The 19,934-nt window shown below is 68.3% G+C and carries 14 protein-coding genes; 7 read left to right on the forward strand and 7 right to left on the reverse strand.

The window, feature by feature from the left end; all coding sequences use genetic code 11:
- Positions 1–8: 8 nt before the first annotated feature.
- From ACWF0M_RS02360 to ACWF0M_RS02370, 3 genes are all read right to left on the reverse strand, one after another.
- Positions 9–1,169, reverse strand: coding sequence for an SWIM zinc finger family protein (locus ACWF0M_RS02360; RefSeq protein ID WP_452233784.1), 1,161 nt, complete (start codon positions 1,167–1,169; stop codon positions 9–11).
- Positions 1,166–3,742, reverse strand: coding sequence for a DEAD/DEAH box helicase (locus ACWF0M_RS02365; protein WP_452233785.1), 2,577 nt, complete (start codon positions 3,740–3,742; stop codon positions 1,166–1,168). The genes ACWF0M_RS02360 and ACWF0M_RS02365 overlap by 4 nt, the downstream gene beginning before the upstream one ends.
- 284 nt (positions 3,743–4,026) lie before the next feature.
- Positions 4,027–5,907, reverse strand: a complete 1,881-nt coding sequence (locus ACWF0M_RS02370) for an ABC transporter ATP-binding protein (RefSeq protein WP_452233915.1) — start codon at positions 5,905–5,907, stop codon at positions 4,027–4,029.
- 155 nt (positions 5,908–6,062) lie between these two features.
- On the opposite strand from ACWF0M_RS02370, the gene ACWF0M_RS02375 reads away from it, so the two are divergent.
- Genes ACWF0M_RS02375 through ACWF0M_RS02390 form a run of 4 tightly spaced genes read left to right on the forward strand, consistent with a single transcriptional unit; the run spans position 6,063 to position 11,373 of the window.
- The gene (locus tag ACWF0M_RS02375) at positions 6,063–6,833 is read left to right on the forward strand and encodes a TetR/AcrR family transcriptional regulator (protein ID WP_452233786.1); all 771 of its coding nucleotides are present in this window, start codon (positions 6,063–6,065) and stop codon (positions 6,831–6,833) included.
- A gap of 42 nt (positions 6,834–6,875) precedes the next feature.
- The gene (locus tag ACWF0M_RS02380) at positions 6,876–7,547 is read left to right on the forward strand and encodes a TetR/AcrR family transcriptional regulator (protein ID WP_452233787.1); all 672 of its coding nucleotides are present in this window, start codon (positions 6,876–6,878) and stop codon (positions 7,545–7,547) included.
- Positions 7,547–9,280 (forward strand): ABC transporter ATP-binding protein, encoded by a 1,734-nt coding sequence (locus tag ACWF0M_RS02385; protein WP_452233788.1) that lies wholly within the window; start codon positions 7,547–7,549, stop codon positions 9,278–9,280. Before ACWF0M_RS02380 ends, ACWF0M_RS02385 begins: the two co-directional genes overlap by 1 nt.
- Positions 9,277–11,373 carry an ABC transporter ATP-binding protein gene (locus ACWF0M_RS02390; protein WP_452233789.1) on the forward strand — a complete coding sequence of 699 codons (2,097 nt, stop codon included), beginning with the start codon at positions 9,277–9,279 and terminating at the stop codon, positions 11,371–11,373. The genes ACWF0M_RS02385 and ACWF0M_RS02390 overlap by 4 nt, the downstream gene beginning before the upstream one ends.
- A gap of 473 nt (positions 11,374–11,846) precedes the next feature.
- Here ACWF0M_RS02390 and ACWF0M_RS02395 read toward each other — a convergent pair whose 3' ends face one another.
- Together ACWF0M_RS02395 and ACWF0M_RS02400 are read right to left on the reverse strand one after the other, a co-directional pair.
- A complete protein-coding gene (locus tag ACWF0M_RS02395) occupies positions 11,847–13,037 on the reverse strand; it encodes a M20 metallopeptidase family protein (protein ID WP_452233790.1) in 1,191 nt (396 codons plus the stop codon).
- Complete coding sequence (locus tag ACWF0M_RS02400; protein WP_452233916.1) at positions 13,034–13,954, reverse strand: 5'-3' exonuclease; 921 nt, start codon at positions 13,952–13,954, stop codon at positions 13,034–13,036. The genes ACWF0M_RS02395 and ACWF0M_RS02400 overlap by 4 nt, the downstream gene beginning before the upstream one ends.
- Positions 13,955–14,057: 103 nt before the next feature.
- On the opposite strand from ACWF0M_RS02400, the gene ACWF0M_RS02405 reads away from it, so the two are divergent.
- Positions 14,058–14,498: an Lrp/AsnC family transcriptional regulator gene (locus ACWF0M_RS02405; RefSeq protein ID WP_452233791.1), complete on the forward strand. Its 441-nt coding sequence runs from the start codon at positions 14,058–14,060 to the stop codon at positions 14,496–14,498.
- Positions 14,495–15,154: an HAD family hydrolase gene (locus ACWF0M_RS02410; RefSeq protein WP_452233792.1), complete on the forward strand. Its 660-nt coding sequence runs from the start codon at positions 14,495–14,497 to the stop codon at positions 15,152–15,154. Before ACWF0M_RS02405 ends, ACWF0M_RS02410 begins: the two co-directional genes overlap by 4 nt.
- 6 nt (positions 15,155–15,160) lie before the next feature.
- On the opposite strand, the gene ACWF0M_RS02415 is transcribed toward ACWF0M_RS02410, so the two are convergent.
- A complete protein-coding gene (locus ACWF0M_RS02415) occupies positions 15,161–16,975 on the reverse strand; it encodes a hypothetical protein (RefSeq protein WP_452233793.1) in 1,815 nt (604 codons plus the stop codon).
- A gap of 264 nt (positions 16,976–17,239) precedes the next feature.
- Entirely contained in the window at positions 17,240–18,718 is a 1,479-nt protein-coding gene (locus tag ACWF0M_RS02420; protein WP_452233794.1) for a KamA family radical SAM protein, read from the reverse strand.
- Between the two features lie 170 nt (positions 18,719–18,888).
- On the opposite strand from ACWF0M_RS02420, the gene kdd reads away from it, so the two are divergent.
- Positions 18,889–19,932, forward strand: a complete 1,044-nt coding sequence (gene kdd / locus ACWF0M_RS02425) for an L-erythro-3,5-diaminohexanoate dehydrogenase (protein ID WP_452233795.1) — start codon at positions 18,889–18,891, stop codon at positions 19,930–19,932.
- Positions 19,933–19,934 lie beyond the last annotated feature (2 nt).

Consider the following 19,934-nt stretch of genomic DNA (forward strand, 5'->3'; position numbering starts at 1 on the left):
CACCGATCTCACCACTCGACGACCAGCGGATCCTTGGACGGCGTACCGGCCGGGATCCAGGTCTCGTCGACGAGCCGGTACGGATGCCAGCGGCCGTTGCGGTCGAGGCGGAGCTGCGTGTCGGCGCCGAGCGTCAACTGGTTCGCCGACGTACTGATCGTCAGCTCGTCGCCCGCGGCGAGCAGCTCCGTCCGCGCTCGGTTGAGCTCGGCCGGGTCGGGTGTCCAGGTGTGCTCGAGTACGTCGAGACCGGGCGCGCCGCCGTACCGCCAGGCTTGGATGCCTGGGGCAAGGTTCCGGCCGGTGGACTCGGTCAGGGGCGTCACGAGTTCCGGGAAGTCCGTCGCCAGGCGGACGGTGTCCTGCCACTCGTCGAGTGGTTGCGGCTCGGCGGTGTTGCGGAGGAGCGCGTTCAGGATCGAGCGTGCTCGGCGGGCCGCGTCGAGCACGAGTAACTGGAGCGTCTGCGGCCCGAAGTCGCCCGGTGGTTCGATGCCCGCAACCGGCAGCTCGTCGAGCGCAACCCTCGCCGGGAGCTCCGGAGGCTCGGGCAGGTCGCCGGGCGTGCCGGCCAGTACGTCAGTGACGGCGACTCCGGCCTCGACGGGCTCGGCGGAGGATGCTTGTAGCTCGCCGAGGAGGGTTTCGCGGGTGCGGCCGCGGAGGAGCAGTAGTACGAACGGGTCGGCATCGAGGAGCCAGGCGACCTGATAGCAGAGGGCGGCCGCGTGCTGGCAGGGGAGTTCCCAGGCGTCGCACGTACAGCTCGGATCGAGATCGCCGATGCCCGGCAGCAGCGTGACGCCGGCGTCGGCGGCTGCCTCGACCAGGCTGTGTGGCATCTCGCCGTCGAGCAACGCCGCGATGTGACCGACGCGCGCGGCGAGCTGCTCGCGGAGGCGGCGCCAGTCGTCATCGCTCAGTTGGTCGACGTGGACGACGGACTCGTACGTGTCCTCGGGTGAATAGGCGGTGGCCGCGATCCGCCCGGGGCTGACGGTGATCGTGCCGACCTGCCCGGAGTTCGCGTACCGGCGGCCCTTGCGGAGCTGACCGTTGTCGAGTGACGTGTCCTCCATCGCCTGCACCCAGGCTCTGGCCCACCACGACCGGCCTCGGGTGCTGCGGTGCTGGGCCGCGAAGGCCGGGAAACCTTGCGCCTCGGTCATCGTGCACCTCCGCGCAGCTGGACCAGATCGGCCAGTTCGGCGTCGGAGAGTTCGGTCAGCGCCGCCTCGCCGCCGGACAGCACCGCCTCGGCCAGTTCGCGCTTGGCGGCGAGCATTCCGGCGATCCGGTCCTCGATGGTGCCTTCGGCAATCAACCGGTGGACCTGCACCGGCCGGGTCTGCCCGATCCGGTACGCCCGGTCGGTCGCCTGGTCCTCGACCGCCGGATTCCACCAGCGGTCGAAATGTACAACGTGATCGGCGCGGGTCAGGTTCAGCCCGGTCCCGGCCGCCTTCAACGACAGCAGGAACACGCGCACTTCTCCGGCCTGGAATCGGTCGACCATGTCCTCGCGCCGGGCGACCGGCGTGCCGCCGTGCAGGAGCTGGGTCGGGATGCCGCGCTCGGCGAGATGACGTTCGATCAGTCGCGCCATCGCGACGTATTGCGTGAAGACGAGCACGGCACCGTCCTCGGCGATGATCGTCTCGAGCAGTTCGTCGAGCAGTTCGAGCTTGCCCGAGCGACCGGTCAGCCGCGCGTCGTCGGGCTCCTTCAGGTACTGCGCGGGGTGGTTGCAGATCTGCTTCAGGCCGGTCAGGAGCTTCACGATCAGGCCGCGCCGCGCCATCCGGTCACTCGTCTGGACCTCCGCCATCAGCTCGCGAACCGTTGCCTCGTACAACACAACCTGCTCGCGCGTGAGCGAGACCGTCTGGTCGGTCTCGGTCTTCGGCGGCAGCTCGGGCGCGATCCCCGGATCGGACTTCTTGCGGCGGAGCAGGAACGGTTTGACGAGTTTCGCGAGCCGCGCCGCGACCTCCTCGTCCTTGTCCGCCTCGATCGGCTGCGCCCACAGGTTCCGGAACGATCCGAGCCGGCCGAGCAGCCCGGGTGTCGTCCAGTCGAGGATCGCCCACAGCTCGGACAGGTTGTTCTCCACCGGCGTACCGGTGAGCGCCACCCGCGCCTTGGCGGGCACGGTCCGCAGCGCCTTCGCCGTACCGGACGACGGGTTCTTCACATGCTGCGCCTCATCGGCAACCACCAGCGCCCACGGATGCTCGGCCAGCCGTACGGCGTCGCGCCGCAGCGTCCCGTACGTCGTCAGCACGAAGCCTTCCCGCGCCTCGTCGAGCGAACGTGACGTGCCGTGAAAGCGCCGTACCGGGGTGCCCGGAGCGAACCGCTGCACCTCCCGCTCCCAGTTGCCGAGCAGCGAGGCCGGGCAGACGACCAACGTCGGACCGGCTGTGTCGGCGGACTGTTGGCGGTGCAGGTGGAGCGAGATGAGCGTGATGGTTTTGCCGAGGCCCATGTCGTCGGCGAGGCAGCCGCCGAGCCCGAGCGACGTCATCCGGGTCAGCCAGCGCAGGCCGCGCAACTGGTAGTCGCGGAGGGTCGCCTGGAGGCCGGTCGGCGCTTCGATCGGCTCGTCGGCGCGGTCCGGGTCGGCGATCCGGGCGCGGAGATCGTCGAGCCACTTGGTGGGGGTGACGGTGACCTGGCGTCCGTCGATCTCGGTGGTCCCGGTGAGCGCCACGCCGAGGGCGTCGATCGCGGTGACCGGTTTGAGGATGCGATCGCGGGCCTTGCGGGCGAGCTCGGGATCGATCAGCATCCACTGGTCCCGGAGCCGGACGACCGGACGGGTGGCTTCTGCGAGTTGGTCGAGCTCGGCCTCGGTCAGTGGGTCGTCGCCGAGTGCCACTTGCCAGCTGAAGTCGAGGGTGCGATCGCCGCCGAAGAAGCTTGGGAGGTCGCTCGGCGGGCCGTCCGTCGACGTGATCGCGGCGCGTGCGGTGAGTTCTCGTCCGAGGCTGCGCGGCCAGTGCAGGTCCACGCCTGCGGCGGCGAGGCGCTGCGCGGAGCCGGCCAGTAGTTCGGCGATCTCTTCGTCGGCGAGGTCCATCTGGTCTGGTACGGCGGAGTCGAGGAGGCGGCCGAGCGGCTGCCAGACGCGTGCTGCGCGGCGGATCGCCAGGGTTGTGTCGATGCGTGCGCGTGGGCCGAAGCCGGGGACGTCCGTGGACCAGATGTCGTCGGCGTCTCGGACGAGGGTCGGATCCTTGAGGCTGTGCAGTTGGACCACGGCGCTGAACGCGAGCGAGTCGGCCAGCTCGATGCGGAGCGAGATCCGTACGCCGGTGTCGAGCCCGACCGACACTTCGTCGGCCCAGGTCCGCAGCCGGTCGGCGCGCTGGGGTGCGGTCGCGGTGAACAGGTTCGTGTGATGTGCCTTCGCGGCGGCGGGGGAGCGCGGCATACTGTCGGCCACAGCATCCAGAAATTCCCGCAACAACTCCTCAGCAACAGGAACCCGCAAGTCGCCGCGGTCGGAGCCGGACGCTTGACGGGCGAGGGGGAGCGCTCGGGCTGAGGCGGGCATTGCTTCGGCGAGTTCGAGTACGCGGGTGATGTCGTCTGGGTCGAGGGGACCGACGCGCCAGGCGTCGTGACCTTCGGGGGTGACGCCGGGGAGGAGCTTGCCGCGGGCAACCAATTGGAGCGCGACGAGCGACGCACCACCCCAGAAGGCCGCCGACGGGTGCGCTCCAGGCGCGCGCCTCATCCTCCCGAGGATCGGAACCGCCTCTGCCACCGGCAGCTCGACAGCGCGCACGCCGCCTCTCGCCGCCGCTCCACTGGGGGAGGCTGCGACGACCAGGTCCAACTCGACCTGATCGCCGACGCCAAGAGGGAGTGGGCCACCTTCTGGATCCCAGAACGCTACCCGGCTTGTCCGTGGTGGATCCGCCGGCCGGAAAACCACCGCACACCCAGCCAGCTCCTGCCCCGTGCCCACCAACCCGACAACCTCCCACTCGCCAACAAGCACCTGCAACAACAAGAGACTCAGACCGGAACTACTTCGGCGCCTTGCGCTCCGGGCTGCTCGAACTGGGTCCGGTGCAGTTCCTCGTACCGTCCGCCGGCCGCGAGCAGGTCCGCATGTGTGCCGCGTTCGACGATCTGCCCGGACTCGATCACGAGGATCTGGTCGGCGGCCCGGATCGTCGACAACCGGTGCGCGATCACCACCGCCGTACGTCCGGAGAGCGCCTCGGTCAACGCTGCCTGCACCGCTGCCTCGTTCGTCGAGTCCAGCGCGGCGGTCGCCTCGTCGAGGATCACCACCCGCGGCTGCGCGAGGAGCAACCGCGCAATCGTCAACCGCTGCCGCTCACCACCCGACAACCGGTACCCGCGCTCGCCGACGACCGTGTCGAGCTGATCAGGCAGCGACCGGATCAGCTCACCCAGCCGGGCCCGCTCCAACGCATCCCACAGGTCGTCCTCAGCCGCCTCGGGACGCGCGAGCAGCAGGTTCTCCCGGATCGAGTCGTGGAACAGATGCCCGTCCTGCGTAACCATCCCGAGTGTCTCGCGCAACGACTCCGCGGACACATCGCGTACGTCGACCCCGGCGAGCTTCACCGTGCCCGAGTCCACGTCGTACAAGCGGGGAATGAGTTGTGCGATCGTCGACTTGCCGGCACCGGACGAGCCGACCAGCGCAACCATCTGCCCGGGCTCGGCACGGAACGAGACGTCGTGCAGCACCTCGACGCCACCGCGCGTGTCCAGCTTCGCGACCTCTTCGAGCGACGCGAGCGATACCTTGTCGGCCGATGGGTACGCGAAACTGACACTGGAGAACTCCACCGCCACCGGACCCTCGGGCACCCGCCCTGCGTCCGGTTTGTCCTTGATCAGCGGCTCCAGATCCAGCACCTCGAAGACTCGCTCGAAGCTCACGAGCGCGGTCATCACCTCGAGCCGCGCACTCGCGAGCGCGGTCAACGGCGAGTACAACCGGGTGAGCAGCAAGGCCATCGAGACGACCGCGCCCGCGTCGAGTTGGTCGCGCAATGCGTAGAACCCGCCCAGCCCATAAACAACCGCCAGCGCGAGCGCGGACACCAGCGTGAGCGCGGTGACGAAGATCCACTGCACCATCGCCGTCCGCACGCCGATGTCGCGGACCCGCCGTGCCCGGGACGCGAACTCGGCCGACTCGCGCACCGGCCGCCCGAACAGCTTGACGAGCGTCGCACCAGGCGCCGAGAACCGCTCGGTCATCTGGGTGCTCATGGTCGCGTTGTAGTCCGCCGCTTCGCGCTGCAGTCCGGCCAGCCTGGTCCCGATCCGGCGCGCAGGAATGACGAACACCGGGAGGATGACCAGCGCGAGCAGAGTGATCTGCCACGACACCCCGAGCATCACGACCAGCGTCAGCACGAGCATCACCAGGTTGCTCACGACACCGGACAGGGTGTCGCTGAACGCGCGCTGCGCACCGATCACGTCATTGTTCAGCCGGGAGACCAGCGCGCCGGTCCGCGTGCGGGTGAAGAACGCGATCGGCATCCGCTGGATGTGGTCGAACACGGCCGTCCGCAGGTCGAGGATCAATCCCTCGCCGATACTCGCGGACAGCCAGCGCGTGACGAGGCTCAGCCCGGCCTCCGCGACCGCGATGGCCGCGATCAGCAAGGACAGTTGCAGTACGACGCTGAACGCCTTGCCGCCGACGATCGCGTCGACCACGCGCCCCGCCAGCACCGGTGTGGCGACCGCGAGCACCGCACCGCCGATGCTGAGCACCAGGAACGAGACCAGATACCGCCGGTGTGGTCGTGCGAAGGCGAGGATCCGTTGCAGGGTCGCCCGGGAGAAGGGTCTTTTCTCGTCCTGCGCGTGCATCGCGTGGTACAGCGAGTTCCACGCGGTCATTTCCATGCTCACGGCTGTGCTCCGCTGAGTCGATCGGCTGGGACGGTCGATGATTCCGGACACCACCGACAAAACCTGACGCTAGAACCTCGACGGAACTTGAGGTCAACTGCGTACACTGTACGAAGAATAGCCGCTGAGAAGGAATCACGCACATGCATCAGGAGTACAGCGGTAGCGGAGACCCCGCGAAGAGTCTCGAACTGCTGTGGCGCCGCCGCCCCGCGCAGACCCGCGGGCCGAAGCCGGCGCTGACCGTCGACGGGATCGTCGCGGTCGCCCTGAGGGTCGCGGATGCCGACGGCCTGGTCGCGATGTCGATGCGCCGGGTCGCCGACGAGCTCGGTGTGGGTGCGATGACGCTGTACCGCTACTTCCCGGGCAAGGGCGAGCTGCTCGACGTCATGCTCGACACCGTGTACGGCGAGCTGCCGCGCCGCGTCGTACCGGGGGACTGGCGGGCAGCCCTCGACGAGGTCGCTCGGGAGAATCGGGAGCTGTACCTGCGGCATCCGTGGATGCTCCAGGTCGCGGTCAACCGCCCGCCGCTCGGCCCGAACGTGATGGCGAAGTACGAATGGGAGCTGACCGCGGTCGAGGGGATCGGGCTCACCGACCTGGAGATGGACGCGACCGTCGCCCTCGTCAACGGTTACGTGCACGGAGCCGTCCGTACGGCGGTCGAGGCGCGCCAGGTGATCCAGCGGTCCGGGATGACGGACAAGGAATGGTGGCTGGCGCACGTACCGCACCTGGATCAGATCGGTGACCTGGAGAAGTTCCCGCTGTCGTCCCGGGTCGGGACGGCCGTCGGGAATGAGTTCGACGCACCGTATGATGCCGAACATGCGTTCGAGTACGGTCTGAAAAGGCTGCTGGACGGCGTGTCCGCGCTGGTCGTGAACCGGACTGCGCCAGAAGCGTAAATAGAGTTGTGAGTGAGTACTCACTCAGTTACCTTTGAACTCGTGAGCCCACGAGCAACCCCACTGCCCCCCGAGGAACGGCGCGCTGCCATCCTCGCGGCCGCGATGCCGTTGCTGGAGGAGTTCGGCGCCGAGGTCAGCACCAAGCAGATCGCCGAGGCCGCCGGGATCGCCGAGGGGACGATCTTCCGTGCCTTCGGCAGCAAGGACGCGCTGATCGAGGCCGCGATGGCGACCGTGTTCGACCCTTCGGACCTGATCCGCGCCCTCGAGCGGATCGACCGGAACCTGCCGCTGCGGGAGCGGACGATCGCCGCGGTCGACATCAGCCAGAAGCGGTTGCGCGGTGTGTTCAAACTGCTGTTCGCGCTGCGGATCCGCCGCCCACCGGAGTTCAAGCACTCGACACCGATGGACGAGGCCCGGCGCAAACGTCAGAACGACCTCGCCAACGCCGCGTTCGCCGACCTGCTGCGGCCGGACGCCGACCAACTCCGGGTGCCGCCGGAGGAGGTGGTCCGGATGATCGGGCTGCTCACCTTCTCGGCCACCCACCCAATGATTTCCGGCGGCCACGTGCTGACCGCCGAGGAGATCGTCGACTTCGCGTTCGACGGAATCCGTAAGCACCACACCGGTCAGCCACCGGCCTCCGAGGACATCGTCGGGTTCGCGCTCGACGGTGCCCGCCGTCACGACTCTGGGGATGATTGATGTTACTTCGCGTCTTGCGTACGCACCTGCGTCCGTACGCGGGAAACCTGCTCCTGGTGGTCGTCCTGCAACTGGTCGGGACGATCGCCTCCCTCTACCTACCCAGCCTGAACGCCGACATCATCGACAACGGTGTGGCCAAGGGTGACACCGGCTACATCATGGGCACCGGCGGCTGGATGCTCGGCGTCAGCCTGGTGCAGATCGCCTGCACGATCACGGCGGTGTACTTCGGTGCGAAGACGGCTGCCCTGTTCGGACGCGACGTACGCGCCGCCGTGTTCCACCGGGTCGGCGAGTTCTCCGCGCGGGAGGTGAACCAGTTCGGTGCGCCGACACTGATCTCCCGCAGCACGAACGACGTCACGCAGATCCAGATGCTGGTCGTCACCACCTGCACGATGCTGGTCGCCGCGCCGATCACGATGGTCGGCGGCGTGATCATGGCGGTCCGTGAGGACGTCGGCCTGTCCTGGCTGGTGGCGGTCGCCGTACCGCTGCTGGCGATCTGCATCGGATTCATCGCGAGCCGGATGGTGCCGCAGTTCCGGAAGATGCAGAAGAACATCGACGGGGTGAACCGGGTGCTGCGCGAGCAGATCTCCGGCATCCGGGTGGTCCGGGCGTTCGTCCGCGAACCGCACGAGGTCGAACGCTTCGGCGAGGCGAACCAGAACCTGACCGACACCGCGATCCGGGCCGGCCGGCTGATGGCGCTGGTGTTCCCGACCGTGATGCTGATCCTGAACGTGTCGAGTATCGCGGTGCTGTGGTTCGGCGCCTCCCGGGTGGAGAACGGGACCATGGAGGTCGGCGCGCTGACCGCGTTCCTGAGCTACCTGATCCAGATCTTGTTCTCGGTGATGATGGGCGTGTTCGTGATGATCATGGTGCCGCGGGCCGCGGTCTGCGCGGACCGCATCTCCGAGGTACTGGACACCGAGTCGTCGGTCCGGCCGCCGGTCACGCCGATCAGGACCTTCACCGGTCGCGGCCAGCTGGTGTTCGAGCACGCCGCGTTCAAGTACCCGGGCGCGGCCGAGCCGGTGCTGCACGACATCAACCTCATCGCGTCGCCGGGGCAGACGACCGCGATCATCGGCAGTACGGGCGCCGGCAAGACGACGTTGCTGTCGCTGGTGCCGCGGTTGTTCGACGCGACCGAAGGGCGGGTCCTCGTCGACGGCATCGACGTACGGGAGATCGAGCCCGAGGCGCTGTGGGAGCGGATCGGTCTGGTACCGCAGCGCCCGTACCTGTTCTCCGGGACGATCGCCAGCAACCTGCGGTACGGCAACCCGAACGCGACCGACGAGGAGCTCTGGGACGCGCTGGAGATTGCCCAGGGCAAGGACTTCGTCGAGGCCATGGCGGAAGGACTGAACGCGCCGATCGCGCAAGGCGGCACGAACGTGTCCGGCGGTCAGCGGCAGCGACTCGCGATCGCGCGGGCGCTGGTCCGGAAACCGGAGATCTTCCTGTTCGACGACTCGTTCTCGGCGCTCGACCTGGCGACCGACGCCCGGTTGCGGGCGGCGTTGCGGCCGGTCACCCGGGACGCGTGCGTGGTCGTCGTCGCCCAGCGGGTCTCGACGATCATCGACGCCGACCAGATCGTGGTGATCGAGGACGGCGCGATCGTTGGCAAGGGCACCCATCAGGAGTTGCTCGACACGTGTCCGACGTACGTCGAGATCGTCGAGTCCCAGCGTTCCGCGGAGGAAGCGGCATGAGCGAGTCACAGCAGCCTGCTCCCAACGGCAAGGCAAACGGCAAGGCAAACGGCAAGGTCGGCGGCGTGGCGGACGGCCAGACGGGCAGCAAGACGGTGAAGGCGACCGAGCGGCCGACCACCGGGCGCGCGTTCGGGCCTCCGGGAGGTATCCCGGGGGACAAGTCGATGAACTTCCTGCCCTCGGCGAAGCGGTTGCTCAAGCGGCTGCGTCCGCATCGGGTGCAGGTGTCGGGTGTCATCCTGCTCGCGATCTTCAGCGTCGGCCTGTCGGTCCTCGGCCCGAAGATCCTCGGCCGCGCGACCGACATCATCTTCGCCGGTGCGATCGGCAAGAGGTTCCCGAGCGGTCTGACCAAGGATCAGATCATCGAGCAGACCCGCGCGTCCGGCAACGGCCGGCTGGCGGACCTCCTGCAGGGGATCGACCTGATCCCCGGCGTCGGTATCGACTTCGATGCCCTGCGCAACGTTCTGCTCCTGGTCCTGGCCCTGTACGTCGGCGCGTTCTTCCTGTCCTGGGCACAGGGCTACATCCTCAACGGCGTCGTACAGCGGACCATTCTCGACCTCCGGTCCGAGGTCGAGGAGAAGCTGAACAGGTTGCCGTTGAGCTACTTCGACGGCGCGCCGCGCGGTGAGTTGCTCAGCCGGGTGACCAACGACATCGACAACATCTCGACCAGCCTGCAGCAGACCCTGAGCCAGCTGCTCACCTCGCTGCTGACGGTGATCGGGGTGATCACGATGATGTTCGTGATCTCGCCGGTGCTGGCGCTGATCGCGCTCGTCACGATCCCGATCTCGATGGTGCTGACCGCGGTGATCGCCAAGCGTTCGCAGGTCCGGTTCGTCGCGCAATGGCGGCATACCGGCGCCTTGAACGGGCAGATCGAGGAGGCGTTCACCGGCCACGAGCTGGTGAAGGTCTTCGGCCGCCAGAAGGAGATCGAGGCGAGCTTCGCGGACAAGAACGAGGAGCTGTACAAGGCCGCGTTCGGTGCGCAGTTCATCTCCGGGCTGATCATGCCGCTGATGATGTTCATCGGGAACGTGAACTACGTGGTGATCGCGGTCGTCGGCGGTCTGCGGGTCGCCTCCGGCACGATGTCGCTGGGTGACGTCCAGGCGTTCATCCAGTACTCGCGGCAGTTCACCCAGCCGCTGACCCAGGTGGCCTCGATGGCGAACCTGCTGCAGTCCGGCGTCGCGTCGGCGGAGCGCGTGTTCGAGGTGCTGGACGCCAAGGAGCAGGTGCCGGACGACGCGACACCGGAGAAGGTCACCGATTCTCGCGGGCGGGTCGAGTTCGAGCACGTGTCGTTCTCGTACGACCCCGACAAGCCGCTGATCACCGACCTGAGCCTGGTCGCCGAACCCGGCCAGACGGTCGCGATCGTCGGCCCGACCGGTGCCGGGAAGACCACGCTGGTCAACCTGATCATGCGGTTCTACGAGCTGAACGGCGGCCGGATCACGCTCGACGGCGTCGACATCACCGAGCTGACCCGGCGCGACCTGCGCTCGCGGATCGGCATGGTGCTGCAGGACACCTGGCTGTTCGGCGGAACCATCCGCGACAACCTCCTCTACGGCAACCTGGACGCCACCGAGGACGACATGCTGGCGGCAGCGAAGGCGACGTACGTCGACCGCTTCGTGCACAGCCTGCCCGACGGGTACGACACGGTCATCGACGAGGAAGGCAGCAACGTCAGCGCCGGTGAGAAGCAGCTGCTCACCATCGCCCGCGCGTTCCTCGCCGACCCGCAGTTGCTGATCCTCGACGAGGCGACCAGCTCGGTCGACACCCGCACGGAGGTCCTGGTGCAGCGCGCCATGGCCGCCCTGCGCTCCGACCGCACCAGCTTCGTCATCGCCCACCGCCTGTCCACCATCCGCGACGCGGACCTTATCCTCGTCATGGAGGACGGCGCCATCGTCGAACAGGGCAACCACCGCGAACTCCTCACCGAGAACGGCGCCTACGCCCGCCTCTACAACGCCCAGTTCAGCGGCGCAGTAGTAGACATCGACGAAGAAGCCGCCGCCCTCCCCACCCCAACCCCAGCCGGCCGCCCCATGGCCCGCTGACCAAGAGCCGGGGACACAACCCGCGTCCCCGGCTCCCAGCCCTGTGCATAACTCCCAGTGGGTGGTCGACGGGTCCCAGGGCGGTACCGGGCTCGGCGTGATGTGCAAGCCGCCACGCCACGACCAACCCGATCACGCAGCCGGCACCACCACACCCACCCCTCGGGCAGAAGAACGGATATCCCTCGAATGGTGGGTTCTCTGCTCGTACACCAGGGGAGAACCCCCAACGCGAGCGGATATCCGGTCTTGTGACGCAGGTGTGGGTCGGCTGGGCTGAGTTGGGCGGCGCCAGGTGGCCCGGCAGCCGGGCACGGGGCCGGATAACCCCTCGTGTTAGGGGTTCTCCCCTCTAGCGCCAACGGAGAAGGCACAACACCGGGGGATAACCCCTCGTGTGCGGGGGGCCGTCGAGCGCCACTCGGGGCGCCGGTTGCCGTTGGCGCGATGGTCGGGTGGTTCGTGGGGTGGTGTTAGCGGGCCAGGCGGCGTACGGCGAGCTCTGCGAGGAGGGCGGCGCCGTCGGGGAGGACTGAGTCGTCGAAGTTGGCCAAGGGGGAGTGGTTGTCGGCGGCTGCGTCGGGGTCGGTGGAGGCGCAGGCGCTGAGGTTGAGGTAGACGCCGGGGACTTCGTTCAGGACGAACGACATGTCCTCGGCGCCGCACCTCGGGTTGGGCCGTTCGCGGAACCGGTCCGGCCCGAAGACGTCGACGATGGTGTCGCGGGCGAAGTTGTACTCCGCCTCGTCGTTGACCGTCACGGGATACCCGACCCGGTAGTCCGCCTCCACCTGCAGCCCGTGCGCCGCCGCGAGCCCTTCGACCAGCTGGATCGACGCCTCCTGCATCTTCGCCCGGGCCACCTCGGAGAACGTCCGCACGGTCGCGTCGAAGAACGCGTCGTCCGGGATGATGTTCTCCTTCGTACCGCCCGCGATCCGGCCGACCGTGAGAACCACCGGGTCGAACACGTCGAACTGCCGCGTGATCATCGTCTGCAACGCGGTCACCATCTCGCACAGCACCGGGATCGGGTCCTTACCGCGGTACGGCGTGGAGCCGTGCGTACCCGCCCCGACGACGCGAACGCTCAGCTGATCCGCCGCGGCCATGAACGATCCGGGTCGGCTGCTCCACATCCCCAACGGCTGCGAGGACGAGCCGACATGCAGCCCGTACGCCGCATCCGCCCGCCGGCCGGCCGCGTCGAGAACCCCTTCGCGGATCATGATCGGCGCGCCGCCGGTCGTCTCCTCGCCCGGCTGGAACATGAACACCACGTCACCCGGCAGCTCGTCCCGCAGCGCAGACAGCACCTTCGCGGCGCCGACGAGCCCCGCGACGTGCAGGTCGTGACCGCAGGCGTGCATCATCCCGGGATGCTGGGACGCGAACGGTACGTCGGTCCGCTCGGTGACCGGCAGTGCGTCCATGTCGCCGCGCAGGAGTACGACGGGACCTGGTCCGCCACCGCCCCGCAGTACGGCGGTCACCGACGACAGCTCCTTGCCGAGTGTGATCTCCAGCCGCAACCCTTCGAGCGCGTCGAGGATCAGCTGCTGCGTCTTCGGCAGGTCGAGGTCGAACTCGGGCACCTGGTGCAGCGCCCGGCGCAACGCGACGATCTCCTCGCGGAACTGCTCCGCCAGTTCGCGCGTCCTCACGCTTTCGGTCCGAGGTCGAGGGCTGTCATGACACGTTGGGCGCTGCTGCCGAGTTCGAGCAGTTCGACGAGATCCAGCCAGCGTTCCGGGTCCTTGATCTCGCGCGGCAGCGTCGCGTCGTACGTCCCGACCGGCGCGTCCTTCGCCACCGCGACCACCTTCGGCGCGACGTCGAGGTACTCGGCCGCGGCGACGATCTTCTTCTTCACCCCGGGCGCCATCGGCGTACTCGGGTCGGCGGCCGCGGCGCGGATCGCGTCCAGATCGCCGTACGCCGTGACGAGCGAGGCGGCCGTCTTCTCGCCGACACCCTTCACGCCAGGCAGTCCGTCGGACGCGTCACCACGCAGCGTCGCGAAGTCGGCGTACCGCTGAGCGGGGACCTCGTACTTCGCGAGCAGCGCCTTCTCGTCGTACACCTCGGCCCGGCCGACGCCGCGCGCGGCCGTGTAGACGACCCGGATGCCGCGGCTGTCGTCGATCAGCTGGAACAAGTCGCGGTCCCCGGTGACGACGTCGACCGGCATCGTCGCCTGGTGCGACAGGGTCCCGATCACGTCGTCGGCCTCGTGGTCCGGCGCGCCGACGACGGTGATCCCGATCGCCTCCAGGCAGGCCCGGATGTACGGGATCTGCACCTCCAGGCGGTCCGGCACGTCCTCGACCTGCTCGCCCTTCGCCGACACGAACTCGACCCGCTGCGCCTTGTACGACGGGATCAGCGCGACCCGCCACGACGGCCGCCAGTTGTCGTCCCAGCAGGCGACCAGATGGGTCGGCCTGTGGTTCTCCGCCAGCCGAGCGATGAAGTCGAGCAGCCCGCGGATCGCGTTCGTCGGCGTACCGTCGGCGGCCTTCATCGTGTCCGGCACACCGAAGAACGCCCGGAAGTAGAGGGACGCGGTATCGAGCAGCATCAAGCGCTGGGGTCTGTCGGCCATGCCCAGATGCTTTCACAGCCCACGGACAGCCCGCGAGATCGCATGCGGCGAGGGCGCTTGCTCCAGTAATGTCTTCAGGATGGAGGACCTGGACCGCAAGATTGTCGGGCTGCTCGCGTCCGACGGCAGGATGAGCTTCACCGACCTGGGCAAGGCGACCGGCCTGTCCACGTCGGCCGTACACCAGCGGGTGAAGCGGCTCGAGCAGCGCGGGATCATCCAGGGGTACGCCGCCACCGTCGACCACACCGCACTGGACCTGCCGCTGACCGCGCTGATCTCGATCCGGCCGATCGACCCGTCGCAGCCGGACGACTCGCCGGAGCGGCTGCGGGAGGTCCCGGAGATCGAGTCCTGCTACTCGGTCGCCGGCGACTCCAGCTACATCCTCGTCGTCCGCGTCGCCTCCCCAGGCGCCCTGGAGAACCTGCTGGCCATCATCCGCGCCCGCGCAAACGTCTCGACAACCACGACGATCGTGCTCAGCACGCCGTACGAACGCCGCCCACCGGCCCTGTGAAGGTCCTGCTCAGCGATCTGTTCAGCACGCTGATCTCGGGCGGGGACCACGAGCGGGACGTCGTCAACGCGCGGATGGGCGCCGTGCTCGGGGTCGACTCCGCCGCGTTCCAGCGAGCGTTCGACGCGTCGTCGTACGAGCGATTCATCGGCGCGTACGGCGACCTGCCGAGCACACTGCGCGTGATCGCCGAGCGTTGCGGCGGCACGCCGACCGACGAACAGGTGCAGGAGGCAACCGCCCTGAGGCGCGCGCTAGCCCAACGGTTGCTCAGTCGGGCACCTGCGGCGACCTCGGAGACGTTGGCCGCGTTCAAGGCGGCGGGCTGGCGGGTCGGGCTGGTCAGCAACATCACCGCCGAAACCCAGGTCCAGTGGGCGGGCAGCCCGCTCGCTCAGTACTTCGACGCGACCGCCTTCTCCGCCGAGGTCGGCGCCGCCAAACCCGAGCCAGCGATCTACCGCAGCGCCTGCGCCGCACTGGATGTCGAACCCAGCGACTGCATCTACGTTGGTGACGGCAACGACAACGAACTTCCTGGCGCCGCCACCCTCGGCATGCACGCTATCCGCACCACCGAACACGCGGACAGCGACCCGAGCTGGTCCGGTCCGACGATCACGACGTACGCCGAGCTCACGACGTATCTGGCCTGACCTGGCTCAGGAGCCGCCGGCGGCGACGACCTGGGACTCGAAGGATGCGACCTGGATCTTGCCCTTGCCCTTCGGCGGGATCAGCAGGACCGCGTCGTGGATCGTCTCCGAGGTGAGGCGGTTGTAGTACACGACCGACTTCGGGCTGAACGCGGTCTGCGGCATCCCGTCCCACCAGTAGTGCCAGTTGACGCCCGGCACCAGCGTGTACTCGTGGGTGAGCGAGACGAACACCACTGCCGTACCGGACTTGGTGACGAACGCGGGCGACTCCGGCGGGGCCGTGAACACGTCGGTCATGCTTTGGGTCGACCCGCGCTTCTTCGCCTTCTCGGCCCGGTTGCTCACGATGTCCGCAAGCATCGTCGTGATGTCCGCGTTCGGCTCGAAGGCGGCGGCGCGCGGTGACTTGGCGCCGCCGGTCAGGTACGTCGCGAGGCTCGTCGCGGCGACCTGTGGTGCGGCCGCGAGCCTGGTGTCGTCCGCCTTGGTCGCTGCACGGATGCCGGTGAAGTCCGGGAGTTTGACCGTTGTCTTCACGCCTGCAGCGAAGGTGATGAGCCAGGGGCTGCCGGCGGTCTCTCGCTCCCACACGCCGAGGTGGCGGTAGGCCTTGTCGGTGGAGATTCCTGAGTTGCTGACGAAGCGCATCGGGTAGCCGGCGGACTGCGGCGCACCGATCACCGGGCTGGTGTAGACGAACGGGCCGGTCGGCTTGTCCTTGGCGACGCGGTCGATCTCGTACCCGGCCTGACTCTCGCGCACAAGGTTGCCGCCTTCAACAGTCGCGATGAGCTTGTCGTCGCGGGTGCTGTTGGCCTTGTTGTTCACTGCGTTGTACTGCTTGATGACCGCCGCTGCTGCGGCGTCGGTGATCGCCGGCCGGGTCAGGACGGTGACGCTGTCCGCCTGCGGAACCGCCGCACAACCGGCAACCACCCCAAACGCCAACCCTCCAACAACCACCCGCCAAGCACCCCCAGCAGGCCGCTGAGGCTGCCCCGGGCCGGGCTGCTGTTGCGGAGGGCGGGGTTGGGTGGGTGGTTGGCCTTGGGGGTGTTGTTGTGGGCCGGTCGGCATCGGTGGGCGTGCGGGCGGTGCGCCCTGCGCGGGCGGGCCTTGAACGGGCGGGTGCTGGACCGGCGCGGGCTGGGTTGGTGGGTACTGCGGGTGCGGGGACGGCCGGTTGTCCTGGAGGAGATGGCCCGGTGTGGTGGGGCGGCGGCGGAGGAGGATCAGGAGGATGCCGAGGGCAAGGAGAACGATGCCGGCGACGAACACGCCCAGTGCGGTCGCGAACGCTTTCGGGATCTCGATGCCCAGGTCGACCTGTACGTCGGGAGCCGTCTTCCCGTCGGCGTTCAGGATCACGACGTCGTACGGACCGTCCTCGATCGGCCACGCGATCGACTGCGTACCGGTGCCGTTCGCCTTCGCGACCCACCAGTCGAGCGTGTCCGGCGCCGCGAGCGGACCCGCCGTACCCTTCTCGTCCTGCGTTGACAGCGCGATCGGGAACTGCACCTGCACGAGCTTCGTGTGCGCGACGCCCTTCAGATAACTGCTGACGTCGAAGTCCCGGGCCACCCCGACGAACACCGGCTGGTTCTTCGCCGAACGTACGTCGACGTGCAGCACCGGACCGTGCCGGTTCAGCAGCTCCGGCGTACTCGCGATTGCGAGCCCCTTGCTGCTCAGCTGCTGATCGCCCGAATGAACCGTGTTGTCAGGCCCGATCAGCCAGAACGCCGCGGCCCCGCCGACGACCGCGACGATCAACCCGATCAAAGCCAGCAGTACGCCGAATATCCTGCGGATCACCCGCACAAGAACTCCCGAGATCGCGGCCTGCCCCAGACAAACCGCCCAACCAACAGACGCGTGAGCCTAACCCCACCCCAGCCCACCAACCCCCCCCCGGGCCCAGCCGCCGACGGCCAGCCCTTCCCCGAGACCCGCGCGGCGGGGTCGCTGAACAGGAAATACCCGGTGCACCGACACCGCTTCATGTTCAACGCCCCGCGTCTTGGGGAAGCCTTCGGTGCCATCCCCTGCGTGGTGGCACCGAAGGCGGATTGGGGGTTGTTAGTTGATGTCCAGGAGTTTTTGGGATTCGGAGGCGGTGCGGGAGGCGGCGGCGCGGGCTTCGGCTTCGGCTAGGTGGTTGCCGGCGTGCTGGGTCCACCAGTTCTGGCCCTCGACGGGGAGGGTGTCGATCGGGTCGTAGTACTCGTAGGTGCGGTTCAGCGCCTCGGGGTCCTGCTGCTCGATGCCGGTGCGGTAGTTCTTCTTCCAGTACGAGATGCCGCGGACCTCGTCGTACTCGGACAGCTGGTGCACCCAGCGCTTCCCGACGTACGGGACGTCGCACACGATGCGCGGGGTCGCGAAGCCGGGGAGGTACCCGAGGATCCCGTGCTGCAGGTGTTGCGCGTCGCGGACCGACACCCGCCAGTGCTCCGAGAACGGGATCATGTCGCACATGTAGAAGTAGTACGGCGTGATGTTCGCGCCGTCGAGCAACGCGAAGCACAGGTCGAGCAGTTGCGGGATCGAGTCGTTGACGCCGCGCATCAGCACGCCCTGGTTCCGCACGTCCCGCAGACCGGCCTCGAGCATCGCCTTCGACGCCTCGGCGACCAGCGGTGTCACGGACTGCGCCGCGTTCACGTGCGTGTGCATCGCCAGCATGACGCCGCGATCGCGCGCGACCCGCGCCACCCGCTCGACCCCACTCAGGACGTCGGAGGACAGCCAGTGCTGCGGCATCCCCATCAGCGCCTTGGTGGCGAGCCGGATGTCGCGGATGTTCTCGATCTCGAGCAGGCTGGTGAGGAACGACTCCAGCCGCGGCCAGGGCATGTTCGCCACGTCGCCGCCGGAGACGACGACGTCCCGGACTCCCGGCGTACGGCGCAGGTAGTCGAGCATGTCGTCGAGCCGGGTCTGTGGCTTGGCGACGAACTTCAGCTTCTCGATCACCGGCGTCGAGTTCCCGACCAGGTCCATCCGGGTGCAGTGACCGCAGTACTGCGGGCACGTCGGCAGGATCTCCGCGAGGACCTTGGTCGGGTAGCGGTGGGTCAACCCCTCTGTGGCCCACATCTCGTGCTCGTGCAGCGAGTCCCGGGCCGCATGCGGGTGCGACGGCCAGTCGGTACGGCGGTCAGTGAACACCGGGAGCATGTAGCGGCGGACCGGGTCCGCGTAGAACGCCTCCGTGTAGTCCGCGGCGCCCTGCGGAACGATCGTGTTCAGCATCTGCGGCGGCAGCAGCATCGACATCGTCGCGCGCTCTGCCTGGTCCCGGGTGAGGTCGTCGTACAGCCGGTCCTCGAGCAGGTCGCCCATCACCTCACGCAACTGCTTCACGTTCTTCACGCAGTGCGACCGCTGCCACTGCACCGAGCGCCATTCCTCGGCCGTGACGTCCTTCCAGCCGGGCAGCCGGGTCCAGTCCGGTTCGATCAGCTCGGCACGGCGGTACAGGTACGGCTGGCCATCACTGGGCCGATCTCCGGGCTGCTCGGAACGAGCCAGCTCCGGGGTGATCAGGTCGGTCACGGGTCCTCCGCGGGGCTTCGGTGGTATTGCGGTCTCATGTGAGGATAGCGATAGAACTTCCCCTAGATCCAACAGTACGCCGCAAGAATTCCCGTCACGACGCGCTGTGAGTAGTATTTTGCCCGACCCGCACAGCCGCCCCACACAGCATCGGCCGCACAGGAGGACCCGTGTCATCGAGCCCGGTAGGACTGCACCGTGTACTCGCGCCGTCCGGCGTGTTGCCGCAGGCGGCGGAGCGACTCGACGCGCGTCCGGACATCTGGCCCGACGAGGTCCGCATCGCGGTCGAGCGGCTGAACCTGGACGCCGCGTCGTACCGTCAGCTCGCGGAGGAACACGGCGGTGACGGTACGGCGATCCGCCGCGCGGTCCTGGACATCGTCGAGGCCCGCGGCAAGATGCAGAACCCGGTCACCGGCTCCGGCGGCATGCTCGTTGGCGTGGTCGACGAGGCCGGCCCGGACTCGCCGCTCGGCGTACAGAAGGGCGATCGCGTCGCGACCCTCGTCTCGCTGACGCTGACCCCGTTGCAGATCACCGACGAACTGCGCGACTGGGACGGCAAGAGCGAGCAGGTTCCGGCGCAGGGGCACGCGATCCTGTTCGCGCGGTCGATCGTCGCGAAGCTGCCCGACGACCTGAAGCCGGAGCTGTCGCTGGCCGTGATGGATGTCTGCGGCGCCCCGGCGCTGACCGCTCGCGTGGTGCGATCGTATGTCGACAAAGGCATAAAGCCTGTCGTGTCAGTAATTGGCGGCGCAGGTAAATCGGGCTCGTTGTCGTTGGCCGCCGCCCGCAACGCCGGTGCGGCCCGGACGATCGGCGTCGTGCCTGTGCAGCAAGAGAAGGAGCGCCTCGAGACCGCCGCGCTCGCCGACGTCGTGACGCTTGCCGACGCCCGCGATCCGGTCGCTCTGGCGAAGGCCGTCGAGGAGGCCGGGGGACCCGCGGACATCACCGTGGTGTGCGTCGACATACCGGGGTGTGAGCACGGAGCCGTCCTGTCCACGGCGGCCGGCGGCACTGTGATCTTCTTCTCGATGGCGACCTCGTTCTCCGCGGCCGCACTCGGCGCGGAAGGGCTCGCCGCGGACGTGACGATGCTTGTCGGCAACGGGTACGTGCCAGGGCACGCGGACTACGCGATGGAGCTGCTGCGGACCGAGCCGGGTGTCCGTGGTCTGTTCGAGAGCAGGCTGGCGGAGGATTAGGC

This window comes from Kribbella sp. NPDC055110 (assembly GCF_053607525.1).

Coding starts and splice junctions, on each gene's coding strand:
- ACWF0M_RS02360 (WP_452233784.1), bottom strand. CDS start 1,169: ATGACCGAGGCGCAAGGTTTCCCGGCCTTCGCGGCCCAGCACCGCAGC.
- ACWF0M_RS02365 (WP_452233785.1), bottom strand. CDS start 3,742: ATGAGGCGCGCGCCTGGAGCGCACCCGTCGGCGGCCTTCTGGGGTGGT.
- ACWF0M_RS02370 (WP_452233915.1), bottom strand. CDS start 5,907: ATGACCGCGTGGAACTCGCTGTACCACGCGATGCACGCGCAGGACGAG.
- ACWF0M_RS02375 (WP_452233786.1), top strand. CDS start 6,063: ATGCATCAGGAGTACAGCGGTAGCGGAGACCCCGCGAAGAGTCTCGAA.
- ACWF0M_RS02385 (WP_452233788.1), top strand. CDS start 7,547: ATGTTACTTCGCGTCTTGCGTACGCACCTGCGTCCGTACGCGGGAAAC.
- ACWF0M_RS02390 (WP_452233789.1), top strand. CDS start 9,277: ATGAGCGAGTCACAGCAGCCTGCTCCCAACGGCAAGGCAAACGGCAAG.
- ACWF0M_RS02400 (WP_452233916.1), bottom strand. CDS start 13,954: ATGCTGCTCGATACCGCGTCCCTCTACTTCCGGGCGTTCTTCGGTGTG.
- ACWF0M_RS02405 (WP_452233791.1), top strand. CDS start 14,058: ATGGAGGACCTGGACCGCAAGATTGTCGGGCTGCTCGCGTCCGACGGC.